Origin of the sequence: Aeromicrobium fastidiosum, from assembly GCF_017876595.1 — a bacterium.
GTDB classification, from domain to species: Bacteria; Actinomycetota; Actinomycetes; order Propionibacteriales; family Nocardioidaceae; genus Aeromicrobium; species Aeromicrobium fastidiosum.
This window is the reverse complement of record NZ_JAGIOG010000001.1, coordinates 3,568,190-3,585,119: the sequence shown is the minus strand read 5'-3', so window position 1 is coordinate 3,585,119 and position 16,930 is coordinate 3,568,190. Positions and strand designations below refer to the sequence as shown.

Sequence of the window (16,930 nt, the reverse complement as noted above, 5' to 3'; positions counted from 1 at the left end):
ACACTTCGATCACCGTCGGGGGACGGACCACCAGGAGAAGGACGCATGCACGGCAACGCCGCCCACCTGCCCACCCACGACGATGCGAAGCGACCCGAGGACGACGACGCCGCGCTCATCCTGCGCACCAGGGCCGGCAGCGACGAGGCCTATGCCGAGCTCTACCGGCGCTACGAGTACAGCGCGTTCCGTCTGGCCAGGCACCTGGGACGGCGTGAGGAGGCCGAGGACGTCGTGAACGAGGCCTTTGCGAGGGTCCTCGACCTGCTCCAGCGGGGCAAGGGACCGTCGGAGTCGTTCCGTGCCTACCTGTTCACGACGATCCGCCACGAGTCGGGTGCCCGGGCCAAGCAGGAGAAGCGGACCCGGCCCACCGACGACGACGCGCAGATCGACTCACCCGTCGCGTTCGGGGCCGGCCGGCTCGACGCCTTCGAGCGCGAGACCGTCCGTGCGGCCTACGAGTCGCTGCCCGAACGCTGGCGTGACGTGCTGTGGGCGCTCGACGTCGACGGCTACAAGCCGCAGGACGTGGCCACCTCGCTCGAGCTGAGCCCCAACAGCGTCTCGGCCCTCGTCTACCGCGCCCGTGCGGGCCTTCGCGACGCCTACCTGCGGCAGCACGTCAAGACCGATGACGCCGCTGAGGGCACCGCGCACGCCGAGGTCCGATCCCTGTTCGTGGCGGTGCTGCGACGCACCGCGAGCGTCCGTGACCAGGAGCGCGTCCACTCGCACCTCGCGACGTGCAGCCCGTGCATGTCGGTCTACCTCGAGCTGGCCGAGGACGCCTCCGCGATCGGCTGATGCGTGGTCAGGCGTTCTCCTCCAGGAAGGTGTGCCCGCGCTCGACGGCACCGGCGACGAGATCGATCGTGATGCCGAGGTAGGTCGCCGGATCGGGGTCGAACGGGGCGTCGAGCAGCTCCGCGACGCCTAGCCGCTCAGCAACCACGTCCTCCGCGGATGAGGCGAGGGTCGCGGCCATGCGCTCGGCGTCGACGTGCAGGCCCTGCAGCAGCTCGGTGGTCTGCGACGCCGCCACCACGGCACGCCGGCCCAGCGTGCGCAGCGTCGACCACTCGGTGTGCCAGGCACCGTCGGGGCGTTGGTCGCCGGTCAGGGCCGAGGCCAGGTGCATCGTCGAGCCCAGGGCCGGAGCGGCGAGCGCTGCCCGGCGCACGAGCACCGACAGCACGGGATTGTGCTTGTGGGGCATCGTCGACGAGCCGCCACGTCCGGTGCCCGCGGGCTCGGCCAGCTCGGCGATCTCGGTGCGCGACAGCGTCGCGACGTCGGTGGCGACGTGGCCCCACGCGTCGGTGCAGGTCACGAGCGCGTCGGCCGTGCGGGTGAGGGGCACCCGCGCGGTGTGCCACGGGCGGTGCACGCGCAGACCGAGGGTCTCGCCCGCGATCGTCGCGACCTCCGAGGCCACGAACGCCGGATCGGGCAGCTCCCGCAGGGCCGCCAGCTCGGTCGTCGCCGCCAAGGTGCCGACCGCACCGCCCAGCTGCGCCGGCAGCAGGGTGCGCGCGTCGACGACGAGCTCGGCGGCGTCGATGATGCCGTCGAGCCAGGCCGCAGCAACGGCGCCGAACGTCGTCGGCACGGCGTGCTGGGTGAGGGTGCGGCCGACCATCGGCGTGGCGGCGTGCCGTTCGGCGAGGATCGACAGGGCGATTACCTGGGATCGCAGCTCGTCCAGCAGTCGGTCGAGCACGTCGCGCACCGCCAGCACCAGCGCCGTGTCGAGCACGTCCTGGCTCGTCAGGCCGCGGTGCAGCCAGCGGGCGGCGTCGATGCCGACCCGGGACCGCAGCATCTGCACGAGCGGGATGACCGGGTTGCCTCCGCTCTCGGCCGCCCGGGCCAGGACGTCGACGTCGGCGGCGGTCACGACCGCGGTGAGGTCGCTGTCGCCGGCCGCGGGAGCGAGACCGGCGTCGACGAGGGCGTCGAGCCAGGCGGCCTCGACCCGCACCATCGCCTCCAGCAGGGCGGCCTCGGACATGAGCTCGCCGGCGCGTTCGTCACCGGGCCAGAACAGATCGGTCATGGGTGCAGTCTGCCGTCCGCGGTCGGCGCCGTGCCACGAGGATGCCGGTCGGCTGCGCTCAGAACAGCAGGAAGACCGCCGCAGCCAGCGTTGCGCAGACCAGGGAGACCCCGAGGTAGAGCCTGAGCCACGGAGGCAGGCGGTCGGTGGGCAGCAGCACGACGACGGCGGCACCGACGAGGAGGGCACCGAGGAGTGCGAGCAGCATCCAGGCACCCTAGCCAGGTGCCGCTCGTCGGTGCCGAACTAGGGTGGTCGCCGTGACCGGGGTGTTCGAGGGGTTCGCCACGATCGGCACCCTCATCGTGCTCGGCATCCTGCTGGCCCACCTCGGCGTCATCGACCTCGCCGGCCAGCGGACGCTGTCCACGCTCGCGTTCTTCGTCGCCAGCCCGGCCCTGCTCGTCACGGTGCTGGAGGACAGCGACGTGGGCGAGATCTTCTCGGGCGCGCTGCTCGCGACGGTGGCGGGCGTGGTCGTCACTGGCTTGGTGTTCGTGGTGGTCGCCGTGATCCGGCACGAGCCCCTGGGGTCGACGGTCGTCGGGACGATGTGCGCGGCCTACGTCAACGCCGGCAACCTCGGCCTGCCGATCGCCGCCTACGTGCTGGGCGATCCGGCACTGGTCGCGCCGGTGATCCTGATGCAGCTGCTCGTGCTGCAGCCGTTGGCGCTCGTGCTGCTCGACGTCGACACCAGCCAGACGCGACTCTCGTGGGGCAGCATCGTGATGCGTCCGGTCAAGAACCCCATCACGATCGGCTCGTTCGTCGGGCTCGTCCTGGCGCTGACCGGCACCAACCTGCCCCGTGTGGTGCACGACCCGTTGGAGCTGGTCGGCGGCATGGCGGTCCCGTCGATGCTGCTGGCGTACGGCGTGGCGCTGCGGCTCGGGCCACTGCCCGGGCGAGGTGTCCCGCCGGGACAGCTGGGTCTCGTCGTGGGCCTCAAGCTGGTCGTCCAGCCGCTCGTCGCCTACCTGGTCGGCCGCTTCGCGCTCGACCTCGACACCCCGGCCCTGCTCGCCGTGACGGTGCTGTCGGCACTGCCGACGGCACAGAACGTCTTCGTCATCGCCTCGCGCTACGACCGAGCGTCGCTGCTCGCCCGGGACGCGATCTTCGTCAGCACCCTGGCCTCGGTGCCGGCCGTCATGGTCATCACGGCCCTCATCGTCTGAGCCGGAGTGCCGAGGGTCAGTCGCCGCCGGCGGGCAGCTCGTCGAGGCGGACGTCCGGCAGCTCGCGTGCCACGTTCTTGGCGCGCCACTTGTCGGTGAACAGCGCCATGTACGTGCCGTCGGTGCGCTGCAGCACCTCGACGCCGCGCAGGCCGCTCAGCTGCTGCGCGCCCTCGGCGTCAGTGCGGCGGGCCAGCTGGTAGTCGAGCCGGGTCAGGCGGATGGGCGAGGTGAACTCGTTGGTCATCCGCTCCTCGACGACCTCGAACTGCAGCGGACCGACCGCGGCCAGCACGGGGGCCTGGTCGCCGCGCAGCTCCGAGCGGAGCACCTGCACGACACCTTCCTGGTCGAGCTGCTCGATGCCGCGGCGGAACTGCTTGTAGCGGCCGATGTCGCGCGCGCTGACGGCCATGAAGTGCTCGGGGGCGAAGCTCGGCACGGGCGGGTAGTCGATCGGCGGGCCGTCGTAGACCGTGTCGCCGACCCGCAGGGCCTGGGCGTTCACGAAGCCGATGATGTCGCCGGGGGCAGCGGTCTCGACCGACGTGGTCTCGCGGCCGAACAGGGCCTGGGCGTACTTCGTCGCGAACGGGCGGCCGGTCGAGGCGTGCGTGACGACCATGCCGCGTTCGAACGTCCCCGACACGACGCGGGCGTAGGCCATGCGGTCGCGGTGCGAGCTGTTCATGCCCGACTGCACCTTGAAGACGAAGGCGCTGAAGTCGTCGTCGACGCTGCGCACGGTGCCGTCGACCCCGGCGGTCGCGGACGGTCCGGGGGCCAGCTCGAGCAGCAGGTCGAGCAGCTGCGCGACGCCGAAGTTCTGCAGCGCCGAGGCGAACATGACCGGCGTCGTCTCGCCGGCGAGGAACCGCTCCTGGTCGTGATCGGCGTCGTCGAGCGTCAGCAGCTCGTGCTCGTCGCTGGCCGCCGACCACGCTGCCGCATCGACGTCCTCGACCTCGGCGGCCGACATGCGCCGCTCGGGCGCGCGGGTCGCGCCGCCTGCCGTGCGGGTGTACTTGACGAACTCACCCGACCGGCGGTCGAGGACGCCGCGGAAGTCGCCGGCCTCGCCGACGGGCCAGGTCAGGGGAGTGGGACGCAGCTTGATCTGCTGCTCGATCTCGTCCATCAGGCCGAGCGGAGACAGGCCGGGGCGGTCCCACTTGTTGATGACGGTGATGACGGGGATGCCGCGCAGGGCGCACACCCGGAACAGCTTGAGCGTCTGCGGCTCGAGCCCCTTGCCCGCGTCGACCAGCATCACCGCGGAGTCGACCGCCGACAGCACGCGGTAGGTGTCCTCCGAGAAGTCGCTGTGGCCCGGGGTGTCGACGAGGTTGACGACGTGGTCGCGGTAGTCGAACTGCAGGGCCGCCGACGTGATCGAGATGCCGCGCGACTTCTCCATCGCCATCCAGTCGGAGACCGTGGCCCGGCGGTTGCCCTTGCCGTGGACGGCGCCGGCCTCGGTCAGCACCCGGGCGTGCAGCGCGAGCGCCTCGGTCAACGTGGACTTGCCGGCGTCGGGGTGGCTGATGACGGCGAAGGTGCGGCGGGGACGGTTGTCGGTCACCGGGTGAATTTACCGGCTGTGGCGCGATGCGGACGAGGCCGGGTCGGTGCTGAGCACGCGGACGGCGAGCGAGGTCGTCGCCTCGACGTCGAGATAGCCCACGACCCGGTTGATCCGCTCGGCGTCGAGCGGCAGCAGGCCGGGCGTCCCCGGCACGTCGGGCGTCAGCCCCAGGTCGAGGTCGTCGCGGCCCGACATGATGCGCACGTTGAAGTCGAAGCGCTCGCGAGCTTCGGGTTCGGTGAGGCGGCGGACGACCGTGGCCCCGAGCCTGCGGGCACCCGTCTCGGCTGCCCACGAGTCGAGCGTGGCGGCGACACCGCGTCCCTCGTTCTGGTCGATGTCGGCCCACACCGACCGCATGGGACCCACCTGGGTCAGCAACGTCGCGGCGGTCTTCTCGCCGAGGCCCTTGACGCCCGGCAGGTTGTCGCTGGCGTCGCCGCGCAGCGCCGCGAAGTCGAGGTAGTGCTCGGCTGCGACGCCGTACATCGCAAGCAGGCGTGCGGGGGTCAGCAGCGGCGAGCCGCTGATGCCGCCGTTGATGAGCCGGAGCACCTGCGTGTGGTCGCTGATGTGCGCGAACGCGTCGCGGTCGGACGTGATGATGACGCAGCTCCAGCCGTGGTCGACGGCCCAGCGGGCACCCGAGGCGCTGACGTCGTCCGCCTCGAGCCCCGGGGGAGTGAGGGTCGCGAGGCCGAGGGCGTCGAGCAGGGCGCCTGCGCGATCGAGCTGCTCGACCAGGTCGGCGTCCTTCTCGGCGCGGCCTGCCTTGTAGGCGGGGTAGAAGGCGGCCCGCTCGGACGCGAGCCGGTCGTCGAGGCCGAAGATCACGGCGTCGGGCGCGAACCCGTCGATCGCCTCCAGGATCTGCCGCAGCATCCCGTGCAGGGCCCACGACGGTCGTCCCGCCCGGTCGGTCATGCCGGTGTGCGCGCGGGCGTGGTGGTTGCGGTGCAACAGCGACGGGGCGTCGACGACGAGCAGCAGGCGGCGGGGACGGTCGTCGATGTCGGGCATGGCACGCCCACCCTACGGCGGTGCCGAGCGGGCTACGCGATCGTCTCCAGCACCGCGGGCCATGTGGCCGCGAACCCCGCGTGGAGGGGGACGGCCGCGATCTCGTCGGCCGTCAGCCACGCGAAGCCCTCGGGGCCGGTCTCCCAGCCGTGGTCGTCGGCCGCGAACAGGCGGGGCGACCTGACGACGACGGTGCTGTAGGCCCAGCCGCCATGGTCGTCGACGAACGTCGTCAGGTGCACGAGCCCGGCAGGCAGGTCGGCGAGCTCCTCGGTGGCCTCGCGGAGTGCACCGTCCTCGGCGGACTCGTCGTGTCCGAGGGCACCGCCGGGCAGGGCCCAGGTGTCTCCGTGGTGCACGTCGACCGATCGGTGCTGCAGCAGGAACCGCCGCCCGTCGGGACCGTCGTGGACGACCAGCAGGCCGGCCGCGCCCACGAGACCCCAGTGGCGGTGGCCCAGCGAGCAGTGGGTCCAGCCGTCCGCGTCCATGGCTCGAGGCTAGCCGCCGTCACGCCAGAACCCGCGAGTGCTGTCCTGTGGACGTTGTGAGACGGCGTGTCTGTCCAGTCCGCATCGCTCGGGCCCGGGTTTGCACCACTCGCGGGCCTTGGCCCGACCGGCCAGACTCGACGCATGAGGCTCATCGGACTGGGACTGGCCGCAGCGCTCCTCGCGGGATGCTCCGCAGACACCGAACGCGACGAGGCCGAACGCAACGACGCCGGGTCGTCGACGTCCGTGCCGGCCCAGGTCGCCGACGACGCCCGACCGTTCGAGATCGAGGAGGTCGCCACCTTCGACGACCCGTGGGCCATGACGTTCCTCCCTGGCAGCGGCGACCTGCTCGTGACCGAGCGCAGCGGCACGCTGTACCTGCGCGACGCCGACTCCGGCGACAGCGTCGAGGTCGACGGCGTGCCGGACGTCGCAGTCGCCGGACAGGGCGGCTTGGGCGACATCGTGACGGGGCCGACGTTCGAGGACGACGGCACGGTCTACCTGAGCTGGGTCGAGGCCGACGGGGGAGTGTCCGGTGCCGTCGTGGGACGCGCTCGCCTCGAGACGGAGGCAGGCAGCGCCTCGCTCCAGGGCCTCGAGGTCGTCTGGCGACAGCCCAAGGTGTCCGGCAACGGGCACTTCTCGCACCGCCTCGCCGTCGCCCCTGATGGTGAGCATCTGTTCGTCTCGTCGGGCGATCGCCAGAAGAAGTCGCCCGCGCAGGACACCTCGACGACGCTCGGCAAGATCGTCCGCTTGACGCTCGACGGCGAGCCCGCCCCCGGCAACCCGTTGGCCGACGAGGGCGGCGACGCGGCGGATATCTGGAGCTGGGGCCACCGCAACGTCCTCGGTCTCGAGCACGCCGCGGACGGCACGCTGTGGGCCAGCGAGATGGGTCCCGAGGGCGGCGACGAGCTCAACCTGGTGGAGGCCGGCAGCAACTACGGCTGGCCCGAGGCCTCCAACGGCAGCGACTACGGCGGAGGCGAGATCCCCGACCACACCGACGGTGACGGCTTCGTCGCTCCCACGGCGTCGTGGACGCCGTCGATCTCACCGGGCAGCCTCATGATCTACACCGGTGACCTGTTCGCCGACTGGACGGGCGACGCCTTCCTCGGCGCGCTCTCGGGAGAGGGTCTCGTGCACGTCGACCTCGACGGGACGACCGCGGGCGACGACGAGATCTTCGAGATGGGCGAGCGCATCCGCGCCGTCGAGCAGGGTCCCGACGGGGCCATCTGGCTGCTCGAGGACGCGGGGTCGGGGCGACTGCTGCGGCTGACGCCGGCCTGAGATCAGCGCGTCACACCGACGCCTCGGTCAGACCCCTTGCCGTCGCGCGCAACTTCGGCACGGACCGTCGAACGCCGTAGGCCACCACGGTCGGGCCGTCCCAGGTCAAGATGCCGTGCCCGTCGCCCGCGTCCTCGAAGGTCGTCGGGACACCCGCCACGGGCAGCGGACCGACTGCCTTGACGGAGACGCCGGCGATCTCGGTCCAGAAGTAGTGGTCGACGATCGGGTCCTCGACGTCCTGGCCCAGGATCGCCGCGGCCGCGACCCGCGCCTGGGTGACGGCATTGGCCCAGTAGGGCGCTCGTCGCACGTCGTGGCCCGACCTGACGGCGGCGACGTCGCCGATCGCGTAGACGTCGGCGACGGACGTGCGGGCGCTCATGTCGATCTCGATGCCGTGGGCGGTGGGTAGTCCGGTGCCGTCGAGCCATGCAGTCGCCGGGATGTCTCCGACGCAGCTGACGACGGCGTCAGCCGTGAGGGTGCTGCCGTCGGCGAGCTCGACGCCGGTCACGGGCTCACCGACGAGCACCGCCGTCGACTGCACGAACCGGACGCCCGTGGCCTCGGCCCGGGCGAGGAGGTCAGCGGCCAGGTGCGCTCCGAGCACCCGTCGCAGTGGGGGCTCGACATCGACGACCGTCACCGTGGCACCGGCCGTGGCAGCGGCGGTCGCGACCTCCATGCCGAGGAAGCCCCCGCCGACGACCACGACCGACGACGAGGACGTCAGGCGGTGGCGCAGGGTCCGCGCGTCGTCGAGCGTCCGCAGGACGAGCTCGCCGCGCTGGCCCGCAGCGGCGATGCGGCGGGCCGTCGACCCCGAGGCGATCACGAGGGCGTCGTACGGGTGCTCGGCGCCGTCTGCCGTGGTGAGGACCCGTGCGCAGGTGTCCAGGCCGACGGCCGCGGCGAGCACGTGCTGCGCGTCGATCGACGAGTGGTCGATCAGGACGGACTCGTCCGGCATGTCGGCCGCCAGCACGGCCTTGGACAGCGGCGGACGGTTGGTGCCGCGGGCGGGGTCGACGAGCACGAGCTCGCCGTCGAAGCCGCGCCGCCGCAGCTCGCGCATCGCGGTGGAGCCGGCGGTGGACCCGCCGACGACCACCACCCTGCGCACGCTCACGCTTTCCGCAGCGCGGCTACCGGGCAGGAGTCGATCGCCCGCTGCCCCTCGGCCTCCAGCTCGTCCGGCAGCTCCTGGCCCTCGAAGTGGTGCACGAGGTCGCCCTCGTCGTCCAGGTCGAAGACGACGGGGGCCTGCTCGGCACACAGCCCGTGCCCCTCGCAGCGGTCGTAGTCGGCGACGATCCTCATGATGTCCTCTCGGTCAGGCCGCGACGAGCCGCACGGGCAGCCGGTCGAGCTTGTGGATGATGTTGTTGACGCCCCACTCGGGGGTGCCGGCGAGCTCGATGCGTTCGACCCGGGCCAGCAGCGCCGTGAGGATCGACTGGGTCTCGAGACGGGCGAGTCCCTGGCCGGCGCACCCGTGGGTGCCCTGTCCGAAGCCGAGCTGCCCCGTCGCATCGCGCGTGACGTCGAAGCGATCCGGCTCGTCCCACCGGCGAGCGTCGCGGTTCGCGGACGCGTACAAGACGACGACCCGCTGTCCGGCACCGACGGGCACGCCGTCGATCTCGACGTCGGCGGCGACGTGGCGCGAGAACGCGCGGAGCGGTGACTCGAGGCGCACCACCTCGTTGACCGCCTGGGGGATCAGCGACGGGTCGGCCCTGAGCATCTCCCACTGGTCCGGGTGCTGGGCGAAGAGCATCAGCGAGCTGGCGATCGCGCTGATCGTCGTGTCGAGCGACGGCGCGAGGTAGTCGATCATGAGTGCAGGGCACTCGGACTGCCGCATCTCGCCGCTGTGGACCATCTCCATGAGGTCGGCACCCATCGAGCCGGGCAGCATCTGCCCGCGACGCACGACCGATCGGGCGAACAGCATCATGCCCAGGGCGGACGGTGTCGAGCGGGCGCTTTGGGCGTTGAGGGGCCCGAGCGCGTCGAACGTCGCCCCGGCCCACCGCAGCAGATTCTCGCGGCCTTCCTGCGGCCAGCCGATGAGATCGGGCACGAACGAGGTGGGCAGGGCCTCGGCGACGTCCACGACGCCGTCGACCTCGCCACGATCGACCGCCGCCGCCACGACGTCGTCTGCCCGTTGCTCGACCTCGGCACGCATCGAGCGCAGGGCCTTGGGCGTCAGGCGGTGGGCGAGCGCTCGCCGTCGACGGTCGTGCTCGTCGCCGTCGCTGTTCAACGTGGTGCCGCGGCTCAACCGGTTGACGACGGGGTTGAGCGACACGCCCTTGCCCGAGATGAAGGTCGAGTCGTCGAGCAGCACCTGCTTGCAGCCGGCGTACCTGGTCACCGCGAGAGCCTTCTGCTTCGCGAGCCGCACGACCGGACCGAGCTCGCGCAGCCGCTCGTAGTGCGGGTACGGGTCGAGGATCGCGGCACGTGAGTAGACGTCCTGCGCGTACGTGGGGATGGTCTCGGTCATGACGTGGCCTCTGCGTGGGCGGGGGAGAGGAGGGCGGGTGAGACGAGGGCGGCGAGGAGCGCGCACAGCCGGGTGACATCGGTCCCGGCGGCGAGCACCGTGCGGTCGGGGCGCACCAGTGCGGCCAGGGCGCGGCCCCGGCCCAGCCAGGTCGCCAGCTCGTCGCCGGGAGTGGTCTCGACGACGACGCAGTCGAGCGTGTCGAGCGCCGACCTCGCACTGGGAGCCACGGCCTGCGTCGTGACCAGGGCCCATCCGGCGTCGAGGACGTCGTCGAGGCGTCGGCCGTCGAGCAACGGGTTGGGGCACAGCTGCCCGGCCAGTCGGTCCGTGCGCGCGGCGTCGATGAGCGGCGAGCGAGTCAGCGCAGGGGTGGTGCTGTCGGTGACCTGTTGTCCGACGACGGGTATGCCGCCGAGCAGTGGCACCACGGTCCGACGCAGCACGTCTCCCAGCCGGCCGCCGCGGGTCATGACGACGCCCACGCGCCGCGCCATGACGATCATGGCCCGCGCGTGGGCGGCGCGCTCGGGCTCGTACGAGTCGAGGACGTCGGCCCGGAGCCGTCCGGTGAGGAATCCGGCGATCTTCCACGCCAGGTTGGCGGCGTCCCGGAGACCGGCACCCATGCCCTGACCGATGAACGGCGGGGTGAGGTGGGCCGCGTCGCCGAGCAGGAAGATGCGCCCCGATCGCCAGCGGTCGGCGATCGCGGCCCTGAAGGTGTACTCGGCCGTGCGCAGCACCTGCAGCTCGCGGACGCCGATGTCGCCGAGCCAGGGACGCAGCAGCGGCTCCAGGAGGTGGGCGTCGGTGAAGTCGGCGGCGGTCTCGTCGTCGTGCAGCTGGAACTCCCAGCGGTACCGCGTCTCGCCGATCCGCATGTAGGTGGCCGCGCGGGTCGTGTCGCACACCTGGTGCACGCCCTCCCACTGTCGCAGGTCGGCGGTGGTCGCGACGTCGACGACGAGCCAGCGCTGCTCGAAGCCGAGATCGATCATCGACGAGCCGATGGCCGCGCGTACGGCGCTGTTGGCACCGTCGCACCCGAGCACGAACTGCGTCTCGACCGCGTGCGCAGTCAGGGTCTCGGCATCGTGGAACCTGACCCGTACCAGGTCGGGCGACACCTGGTCGACGCCGTCGACGACGACACCGCCGCGGAACGAGACGCTCGCCTGCTCGTGCATCCGGGCTCGCAGCAACCGCTCGAGGTCCGGCTGGTCGAACATGTTGGCGCGGTGGTGCCCGTTCGTCTCGGACACGCCGACCCGGGCGAACTCGCCGAGCATGCGCATCGTCCGGTCGACGAGACGCAGCCCGCCGCCGGGTCGCGAGATGGCGGCGAACTGCTCTCCGACCCCGAGCCGGTCGACGATGCGGTACACCTCGTCGTCGAGGTGCACCGCGCGCGGCTTGGGGTAGACGTCCTCCCAGCGGTCGAGCACGAGGCACTCGATGCCGCGCAGGCCCAGCTCGATCGCGGCTGACGTCCCGGTGGGCCCGGCTCCGACGACGACGACCGGGACGGTCGAGACGTCCGGACTCATGCCGTCACCGGGTCCAGCGCACCGACGCGCGCTGCTGGCCCAGGTCGATCGCGCCGTCGTCCGTCGCGATGCGCGTCTCCACCAGGTCGCCGTCCTGCAGGTACCTCGGGTTCTTGGCCTGCTTGCCGAAGAAGATCTTCCACTTGGTCGCTGCGGGGAGCAGCGAGCCGATGATCTCGATCGCCTTGGGCGGTGCGCTGAGGGCGGTGCCGATGGGCGTGCCGGTCAGCAGCAGGTCGCCGGCCTCGAGGTGCTGGAAGCGGCTGAGTGCCTGCAGTGCCTCGAGCGGCCCGTAGATGATGTCGTCGGCGGTCTGGTCCTGGCGCAGCTCGCCGTTGACCCACAGCTGCAGCCGCAGGTCGGCGAAGCGGTCGAGCTCACCGGGCTCCAGGATGACGAGGGCCGGGCCGACGGGGGTGAACGTGGGGTACGACTTGCCCTCGTAGAACTGCGTCTTGGGCAGCTGCACGTCGCGCGCCGAGATGTCGTTCGTGACGACGAGCGCGGCGATCAGCTCGGGCAGGTCCGCGGCGGTCACGGACGTACCGACGGCCAGCTCGCGGCCGAGCACGACGCCGATCTCGACCTCGTAGTCGAGCAGCGTGACGTGGGCCGGGCGCACGATGTCGTCGTGCGGCCCGACGACCGAGCCGGACGCCTTGCGGAAGAACGTCAGCGGGACGGCCTTCGGGTCCATGTTGGCGTCCTTGGCGTGCGAGGCGAAGTTCGTCATCTGAGCCACGACCCGGCACGGGGTCGTGACGGGGGAGACCAGCGCGAGATCCGCCACAGGCACGGGATCGCCGCCGTCGCGAGCAGCCTCGACAGCGGCACGGTCGGCGAGCAGCTCACGGGTCGTCGCGGCGGTGGTGTCGATGCGCACGGCACCGTCGGCGCGCTGTAGCCACCAGGCGTCGTCGGTGCGGAGGACGGAGAGGGTCATGAGCGGGCAACTTTCAGCAGGCCGAGGAGGCGGTGGAGGTCGAACTCGTTGTCGGAACGCAGCGACGACGCCATCGCGAGCGCCTCGCGTGCCGGCTCCTTGCCCGGCGCGATGCCGAGGAAGTCGGGGGTCGCGGGCGGGCCCCACTGGTTGAGACCCGAGGCCGTCATGGGCGCCCAGCCCGGCTCGAGCGAGGCGTCGAACAGGTCGCCGTCGCTGAAGTGCTCGACCAGGAAGCCGTCGGGGTCGCGCCAGTAGTCGAAGATCTGGCTGCCCTGGATGTGCCGGCCGATGCCCCACGAGTGCTGGTAGCCGAGCTCCTTGAGGTGCTCGCCGCCGGCGGCCAGGGCGTCGAGGTCGGCCACCTGGTAGGCCGAGTGGACGTACCGGTTCCTCGGCCCCAGCGTCATCGCCAGCGTGTGGTGGTCGGCGGGCGTGTCGCCGCGGTCGCAGCGGATGAAGCTCATGGCGGGTCCGCGCTCGCGCTGTCCGGGGAAGAACAGGAAGTCGCTCACGATCATCCCGAGGTGCTTGAGGTACCAGTCGAGGGAGGCGCGGTAGCGGTCGGTCTGCAGCACGACGTGCCCGAGCCGTTCGACGCGCGCGGGTTCGCGGGGCGGACGCTGGGTCGCGTTGATGCGTGGATGTTCAGCCGCGCCGAAGTTGTAGGTGTGTGCGGGCTGGCTGGGCAGCTCGGGGTGGTCGATGACGTCGGCGACGACCCGCACGAGCGCTCCGGCGGGCTCGCGGACGTCCACGACGACACCTCCGAGGTGCTCGGGCAGTGCGCGCACATTGGTGCCCGTGGCGGACGAGAGGCGCAGCAGGTCGTGGGCGTCCGCGGCACGGAACGCGGGTCCGAGGAAGCGCGACCGAACTCCCTTGCGGACGATGACGCACGGAGGGCCGGCCAGCGTGCCGCGGAGGACGAGCTCGCCGGCGCTGCGATGGACCGTCGAGAAGCCGAAGGCGTGGGCGAACACCTCGGCCGCGGCGAGGTCGGGCTTCTCGAACTCGAGCCACGCGATGTCGTGCACCTTGATCACGGGGTCGGAGGCTCGTCCGACGTGCTCGCCGGGCAGAGCGCCCTGCTCGCTGTGCAGGTCGCGGTGGCTGTCGTCCAGGACGTCCGAACTCATGTGAACACCTCATCTATAACTGAAGATATCTTCAGTTACCAGGAGGGCGCTGTCAAGGGCAGCGATGCACGAGCGTCAGATGGGCAGAGAGGGCACGTCCGGAAGGGGTTGCTCGCACAGGGTCGAGGCCTCGTCGTGCGTCATCCCGAGAGACCGCAGCACGTGTCTCGTCACGCCGTCGGTCGTGGCCTCGGCGTCTCGGTCGGGTTCGTCGAGCAGCAGGCGGCCGAGCTCGATCATCGCGCCGGTCACGACGACCATCGCGAGGTCGACGTCGGCGGCCGTGAACTGTCCGGCGTCGTGAGCCGCAGCGATGTCTCGGCGTGCACGGGCGGCGATGCCCGACGACGAGTGTGAGATCTCGTCCGCATGGGCCAGCAGCACCCGGCTGGTCTGCGGGTGCACGCGCTGGAGGCGTCCGGTCAGCCGGAAGCTGCGAGCGAAGTTGGCGGCAGCGTCGGAGGTGTCGTCTGCGAGCGAGTCGAGGACCACGGCGTACGTCTCCACGGCCTCGCGCACGGCGACCTCGAACAGCTCCTCCTTCGATGCGAAGTGGTTGTAGAACGTGCCGATGCCGACGTCCGCGCGCTCGGTGACCTTCTGGATCGGTACGCCCGTCTGGCCCTCGGCCAGGAAGGCCTGCGCCGCCTCCACGAGGGCTGCCCGGGTCTTCGCGCGTCGCCGGTCGAACCTGTTGGCCTGGGCCGGATCGCTCGTCATGGGCTCAGCCTACGAGTCGTCGGATCCGCGGAGAGCGCCTAGAGTGCTGGCGCAGGTCGATGGCCGGTAGGGTCCGGGAGCCGCAGACGTCCAGGGGGTCGCATGAGTCGTGGTGAGAAGACCGAGCGCACCAGGCCCAGCGTGCTCGGCGGCATCGGTGCCCTGCTCGCGATCGTCGGCCTGTTCGGTGGCGTGTTCGCCGTCCGGTGGGCCGCGGGTGAGTGCACCTCCGCGCTCCTCGGAGCGGCTGGGCGACTCGACGTCGACGCGTACTACTCCGGCCGCACGCGGGACCATCTGATCGGAATCGGCGCGTACTGGATCCTGGCCCTCGTGTACGCCCTGCCCGCTCTTGTCGTCGCCTGCTTCTCACCGTTCTGGGACGTGCCGAAGGGCGTCATCGCACGGGGAGCCAACTACGCCCTCGTCGGGTTCGCCGTCCTCTACACGATCGGCGTCATGTCGTTCGCGTTCGACCCATCGCGCTCCGGCGGCCACACGCCGCTCGTCGAGCGCTACGAGGAGTTCTCCTACGAGGCGTCCGACCTGGTGATGGCTGCCACGTGGACCATGATCGTGACAGCCTTCGTGACCCTCGGCGCGTCCACGTCGAGCCGTCGCGCGACACGGATCGTCGTGGTCGCTGTTGCCTTCTTCGGCTCTGCGGCCCTGTTCGCCGTCGCCTTCACCTGACGGCTCGACCCCGCGCGTTCGCGGAGTCCGTCGCAGACGATCCCGTGGCGGGCCCGGAGCGAACGCTGGTGGTCGACGCGGACGTGTGGACGTCGCGGTGGGTCCGCGCGAGGTAGGTGACTGCCGCGGCGAAGAGGACGAGGCCGAGACCGGTGACGACCCCGCTACCCCAGCCCAGTCCGCCTGCGCGGTGCGAGGCACCGAGCCAGTCGGCGACTGATGCACCCAGCGGTCGGGTCAGGACGTATGCGGCCCAGAACGTGAGGGTCGCGTCGACGCCCGCGCGCCACAACCCGAGAGGCACGAGGATGAGGACGCCGAACAGCACGATCGACCAGGCGAAGCCGAGGCCCATCTCGATCGCGGTGGCATCGCCGACCGCCGTGCCGAGTCCGAACGTCAGCAGCACGGTGCCCCAGTAGAAGCGCTCGCGGCGTGCGGTCGTGATCGAGTGCACCGACAGGGTTCCCTCGCTGCGTCGCCACCAGGCGAGCAGCCCGCACAGCAGGAGCAGGTAGATGCCCGAGTCGACGGCGTACGGCGTGCCGAGGACGACGTGCGGTCCGTCGGCGATCATCGTGCCGAACAGCGCCACGCTCAGGACGGTGAGCCAGTAGCGGACCGGGTGGTAGCTATCGGCTCGCAGCTGCAGCCACAGGACGACCAAGAATCCGCCGATGCCGATCGCTGCTGCCAGCGGGATGCTGACGGTGCCGAGGAAGTCGGCCCCGGCCTCACCCTCGCCCGTCGTGAGCAGCTTGATAATCCAGAACAGGACGAAGACCTCGGGGACCTTGGACACGCGGAAGGTTCGCGTGGGCATGGCAGGGACGCTACGAACGATCATCTGACCGGAACCTGACTGGCTTCGGCCCTGCGGCCCTGGACGGTGAACCAGCCGACGACACCGACGATGACGGCCAGGAAGATCGCGCTGGTGCCGTTGGTCCCGAGGCCGAGCCCGCCGTCCTTGGGCGTCGCGGTGAGGAAGTCGCCCATCGAGGCACCGAACGGCCGGGTCAGGATGTACGCCGCCCAGAAGGCGACGACCGCGTTGAGCCCGAGCTTCGTGTGGGCGGCGAAGATCAGCGCGATGATGCCGCCGAACATGAGGGCGGACGGGACGTAGCCGAAGGCGAGCGTCTCGGCGATGAGGTCGCCGGCCGATGTGCCGAGAGCGAACGTGAAGAGGATGGCGAGCCAGTAGAACGCCTCGCGTCGGCGGGTGACGATCGAGTGGATCGAGAGAGTCCGTTCGCTGCGGTACCAGGCGAGGAACGACACCACGAGGCCCGCGCCGAAGATCGCGGTGGTGGTCCAGAGACTCACTCCCAGGTTGTCGACCAGGTTGTCGGAGAACAGGGTGCCGACGACGCTGATGAGCACGACTGCGAGCCAGTAGACCGACGGGATGTAGCGGCGCACGGAGAACTGCGCGATCAGTACCGCAGCGAGCAGGACGCTCATGATCGCCGTCGTCGCCGGCAGTCCGAGCCCGAGGTTCTCGGAGAGGAAGTCTGCGGCGGTCTCGCCGACCGTGGTCGACATGATCTTGATGATCCAGAACAGGATCGTGATCTCGGGGACCTTGGTGAGCAGGGTCTTCGTCCAGGCGCTGTCCTGGACCCGATGGGCCGCTTGCGTCGAAGCGTTCCCGATCTGGTGCTGCGGTGTCGGTGGGGTCATGCGGACAACTGTGATGCCGGCCACCTGCACACCACCT

Annotated in this window: 18 protein-coding genes; 4 read left to right on the top strand and 14 right to left on the bottom strand. The window is 71.1% G+C overall.

Annotated features, from left to right (window positions below; translation table 11 throughout):
• Positions 1-45: 45 nt before the first annotated feature.
• Positions 46-807, top strand: coding sequence for an RNA polymerase sigma factor (locus JOF40_RS17810; RefSeq protein WP_129182349.1), 762 nt, complete (start codon positions 46-48; stop codon positions 805-807).
• Between the two features lie 7 nt (positions 808-814).
• Here JOF40_RS17810 and JOF40_RS17805 read toward each other — a convergent pair whose 3' ends face one another.
• Positions 815-2,059 carry a lyase family protein gene (locus JOF40_RS17805; RefSeq protein ID WP_129182347.1) on the bottom strand — a complete coding sequence of 415 codons (1,245 nt, stop codon included), beginning with the start codon at positions 2,057-2,059 and terminating at the stop codon, positions 815-817.
• 58 nt (positions 2,060-2,117) lie between these two features.
• Positions 2,118-2,267 (bottom strand): hypothetical protein, encoded by a 150-nt coding sequence (locus JOF40_RS17800; RefSeq protein WP_188111778.1) that lies wholly within the window; start codon positions 2,265-2,267, stop codon positions 2,118-2,120.
• 52 nt (positions 2,268-2,319) lie between these two features.
• Here JOF40_RS17800 and JOF40_RS20290 point away from each other — a divergent pair, with 52 nt between their 5' ends.
• Positions 2,320-3,240 carry an AEC family transporter gene (locus JOF40_RS20290; protein ID WP_129182345.1) on the top strand — a complete coding sequence of 307 codons (921 nt, stop codon included), beginning with the start codon at positions 2,320-2,322 and terminating at the stop codon, positions 3,238-3,240.
• 16 nt (positions 3,241-3,256) lie between these two features.
• Here the strand turns inward: JOF40_RS20290 and JOF40_RS17790 are convergent, their stop codons facing one another.
• The 3 genes from JOF40_RS17790 to JOF40_RS17780 are packed head-to-tail and all read right to left on the bottom strand — an operon-like array spanning position 3,257 to position 6,336.
• Positions 3,257-4,822, bottom strand: a complete 1,566-nt coding sequence (locus JOF40_RS17790; RefSeq protein ID WP_129182343.1) for a peptide chain release factor 3 — start codon at positions 4,820-4,822, stop codon at positions 3,257-3,259.
• Positions 4,823-4,831: 9 nt separating this feature from the next.
• A complete protein-coding gene (locus tag JOF40_RS17785; RefSeq protein ID WP_245343159.1) occupies positions 4,832-5,845 on the bottom strand; it encodes a 5'-3' exonuclease in 1,014 nt (337 codons plus the stop codon).
• A 32-nt stretch (positions 5,846-5,877) separates the two neighbouring features.
• Positions 5,878-6,336, bottom strand: coding sequence for an NUDIX domain-containing protein (locus JOF40_RS17780; protein WP_129182341.1), 459 nt, complete (start codon positions 6,334-6,336; stop codon positions 5,878-5,880).
• A 144-nt stretch (positions 6,337-6,480) separates the two neighbouring features.
• Here JOF40_RS17780 and JOF40_RS17775 point away from each other — a divergent pair, with 144 nt between their 5' ends.
• Positions 6,481-7,644, top strand: a complete 1,164-nt coding sequence (locus tag JOF40_RS17775; RefSeq protein WP_129182339.1) for a PQQ-dependent sugar dehydrogenase — start codon at positions 6,481-6,483, stop codon at positions 7,642-7,644.
• Between the two features lie 10 nt (positions 7,645-7,654).
• Here JOF40_RS17775 and JOF40_RS17770 read toward each other — a convergent pair whose 3' ends face one another.
• The 7 genes from JOF40_RS17770 to JOF40_RS17740 form a co-directional block, all read right to left on the bottom strand.
• Positions 7,655-8,770 carry an NAD(P)/FAD-dependent oxidoreductase gene (locus JOF40_RS17770; RefSeq protein ID WP_209674697.1) on the bottom strand — a complete coding sequence of 372 codons (1,116 nt, stop codon included), beginning with the start codon at positions 8,768-8,770 and terminating at the stop codon, positions 7,655-7,657.
• Positions 8,771-8,772: 2 nt separating this feature from the next.
• A complete protein-coding gene (locus JOF40_RS17765) occupies positions 8,773-8,967 on the bottom strand; it encodes a ferredoxin (protein WP_129182337.1) in 195 nt (64 codons plus the stop codon).
• Between the two features lie 13 nt (positions 8,968-8,980).
• Positions 8,981-10,162: a cytochrome P450 gene (locus JOF40_RS17760; protein WP_129182335.1), complete on the bottom strand. Its 1,182-nt coding sequence runs from the start codon at positions 10,160-10,162 to the stop codon at positions 8,981-8,983.
• Positions 10,159-11,712 (bottom strand): bifunctional 3-(3-hydroxy-phenyl)propionate/3-hydroxycinnamic acid hydroxylase MhpA, encoded by a 1,554-nt coding sequence (gene mhpA / locus JOF40_RS17755; protein ID WP_129182333.1) that lies wholly within the window; start codon positions 11,710-11,712, stop codon positions 10,159-10,161. The genes JOF40_RS17760 and mhpA overlap by 4 nt, the downstream gene beginning before the upstream one ends.
• 4 nt (positions 11,713-11,716) lie before the next feature.
• Positions 11,717-12,655, bottom strand: a complete 939-nt coding sequence (locus JOF40_RS17750; protein ID WP_129182331.1) for a fumarylacetoacetate hydrolase family protein — start codon at positions 12,653-12,655, stop codon at positions 11,717-11,719.
• Positions 12,652-13,794, bottom strand: a complete 1,143-nt coding sequence (locus tag JOF40_RS17745; protein WP_129182329.1) for a VOC family protein — start codon at positions 13,792-13,794, stop codon at positions 12,652-12,654. Before JOF40_RS17745 ends, JOF40_RS17750 begins: the two co-directional genes overlap by 4 nt.
• Before the next feature lie 75 nt (positions 13,795-13,869).
• The gene (locus JOF40_RS17740; protein WP_129182327.1) at positions 13,870-14,514 is read right to left on the bottom strand and encodes a TetR/AcrR family transcriptional regulator; all 645 of its coding nucleotides are present in this window, start codon (positions 14,512-14,514) and stop codon (positions 13,870-13,872) included.
• 102 nt (positions 14,515-14,616) lie between these two features.
• Between JOF40_RS17740 and JOF40_RS17735 the strand changes: the two genes are divergently transcribed.
• Complete coding sequence (locus JOF40_RS17735) at positions 14,617-15,207, top strand: hypothetical protein (protein WP_129182325.1); 591 nt, start codon at positions 14,617-14,619, stop codon at positions 15,205-15,207.
• Here the strand turns inward: JOF40_RS17735 and JOF40_RS17730 are convergent.
• Both JOF40_RS17730 and JOF40_RS17725 read right to left on the bottom strand, forming a co-directional pair.
• Positions 15,200-16,030 (bottom strand): COG4705 family protein, encoded by an 831-nt coding sequence (locus JOF40_RS17730; protein WP_188111779.1) that lies wholly within the window; start codon positions 16,028-16,030, stop codon positions 15,200-15,202. The two genes, JOF40_RS17735 and JOF40_RS17730, sit on opposite strands and share 8 nt — an antisense overlap.
• Positions 16,031-16,050: 20 nt before the next feature.
• Complete coding sequence (locus JOF40_RS17725) at positions 16,051-16,893, bottom strand: COG4705 family protein (protein ID WP_129182321.1); 843 nt, start codon at positions 16,891-16,893, stop codon at positions 16,051-16,053.
• Positions 16,894-16,930: the final 37 nt, after the last annotated feature.